The organism is Devosia sp. (assembly GCF_034675085.1).
Classification (GTDB): domain Bacteria; phylum Pseudomonadota; class Alphaproteobacteria; order Rhizobiales; family Devosiaceae; genus Devosia.
On sequence record NZ_JAUCDN010000473.1, the window covers coordinates 1 to 1,706 of the forward strand.

2 protein-coding genes and 1 pseudogene are annotated in these 1,706 nt (G+C 71.7%); 2 read left to right on the plus strand and 1 reads right to left on the minus strand.

The window, feature by feature from the left end:
* Positions 1-71 precede the first annotated feature (71 nt).
* Both VDP82_RS17850 and VDP82_RS17855 read left to right on the plus strand, forming a co-directional pair.
* Entirely contained in the window at positions 72-1,319 is a 1,248-nt protein-coding gene (locus VDP82_RS17850; RefSeq protein ID WP_323016160.1) for a flagellar hook-length control protein FliK, read from the plus strand.
* On the plus strand, positions 1,316-1,588 hold the full coding sequence (locus VDP82_RS17855) for an EscU/YscU/HrcU family type III secretion system export apparatus switch protein (RefSeq protein ID WP_323016161.1): 273 nt from the start codon (positions 1,316-1,318) through the stop codon (positions 1,586-1,588). Before VDP82_RS17850 ends, VDP82_RS17855 begins: the two co-directional genes overlap by 4 nt.
* Positions 1,589-1,597: 9 nt before the next feature.
* Here VDP82_RS17855 and VDP82_RS17860 read toward each other — a convergent pair.
* Positions 1,598-1,706, minus strand: a pseudogene (locus tag VDP82_RS17860) (cell wall hydrolase); the annotation flags it as partial.

Genomic DNA, 1,706 nt, shown 5'->3' on the forward strand with positions numbered 1-1,706 from the left:
CACCCTCGTAAACACTCTTTCCCTACACGACGCTCTTCCGATCTCAGGCCTGGGCCCTTCAGGCCGGGCAGATGCTCGATGGCCGTGTGGTGGGGCCGGCACCGCCATCGGGCGCCCCTACCGCCGCTGCGGTGCCCTCGACCGCGCCCACACCTGTGGCAGCGGCCCCCATGCCGGTCAATGCCCCCGGCGTGCCCACTTATCCCCAACCGGCGGCAACCGCCTTATCGGCCGCCAGCGTCACGCCGCCGCCGGTGGCGGCGCTGGCGGGGGCGACGGCGAGTGCGCCCCCCGCGCCGGCGCCTGTCCTGACCACCGACGGCACGCGGCCGGTCAATGCCGCCATGGCCAGCGGTTCGGCCACCAGCCAGCCGCTCCCCACCCCGCCGCAGGCTCCGCCCGCGCCGCCGCCACCGGTTTCGCCGCAGGCGGCTTTGGCGCAGATGGTGCAGGCGGCGGTGCCGCGTCAGGGCAGCGTGGTGGCGCTGACCTCGGCGCTCACCGCCCTTGTGGGGCGGGTGGCGCTGCCCGAGCCGGTGCTGCGGGCCGCCCAGCAGGTTCTGGGCCATCAAATGGCCGTGGACGGGCCGAAATTCGACGGCGCGGCGCTGCAAACGTCGCTTCGCGGATCGGGGCTTTTTCAGGAGGCCGCGCTGGCGCGAGGAAAGGCGCCGCTGCCGCAGGCCGACATGAAAAGCGCGCTTTTGGGACTGCGCCAGACACTGGGCGCCTGGCTGGGCCAGCAGGCGCCGCTGACGCCCGTGGCGCAAATTCCGCCGCCGCTGCGGGGCAGCGTGCCGCGCGCGCGGCTGGCCGAGCCGCCGCCGCTCGATATCGAGGCGGGGCCGGAAGCGGTGGGGCGGCAGGTGCTGGAGCGCACGGAATCGGCGCTGGCCCGGCTGCGGCTGCACCAGCATGCCTCCTTGCCCGAACAGGCGAGCCGGGGCACCGAATGGAGCGTCGACCTGCCAGTGCTGGCCGGCGGGCAATCGGCGCTGCTCCACATCCAGATCCACCGTGACGCGCCCCAGGCCGAGGGCGAAAATCCCGCTGACCGGGGCTGGCAATTGCGCTTCGCCATCAATCTGATCGGGCTGGGCGAGGTGGGCGCGCAGGTCTCGCTGCGCGCCGGAGCCACCGGCGTCATGCTCTGGGCCGCCGTGCCCGAAACCGCACAGGCGCTGGAAGCAGGGCTGGATGAGCTGCGCCAAGCCCTGGCCGAAGCCGGCCTGACGCCCGGCGCTCTCGTGGTGCGCCATGGCGAGCCACCCACTCCCACTCCCGCCCCCTCGGGCCATTTCGTGGATGCGCGGCGATGAGCGAGGACAGCAAACCGCGCGCCCTTGCCGTGGCGCTGAGCTATGAGAAGGGGTCGCGCGAGGCGCCGCGCGTCGTCGCCAAGGGCAGGGGGCTGGTGGCCGAGCGCATCGTGGCGCTGGCCGAGGAAAACGGCGTGGTGATCGAGGCCAATCCGGTGCTGGCCGAGGCGCTGAGCGGGGTGGAACTGGACGATACCATTCCGCTTGAGCTTTACGAGGCGGTGGCCGTGGTCATCGGCTATGTGCTGCGCACCGGGGCGCGCAAATAGCGCAATTCAGCGCTTCTCATAGAATTCGTTGCCGCCCGCTTCGAGCACGTAATACATGTTGTTATAGGGAAAGCGCAGGCCGGCGGTGTGGAAATGCTGGGCATTGCCGACGCCCGGA

What these genes read in the sequence shown, in the direction of transcription:
- VDP82_RS17850 (WP_323016160.1), top strand. Translation starts at nt 72, where the DNA reads ATGCTCGATGGCCGTGTGGTGGGGCCGGCACCGCCATCGGGCGCCCCT.
- VDP82_RS17855 (WP_323016161.1), top strand. Translation starts at nt 1,316, where the DNA reads ATGAGCGAGGACAGCAAACCGCGCGCCCTTGCCGTGGCGCTGAGCTAT.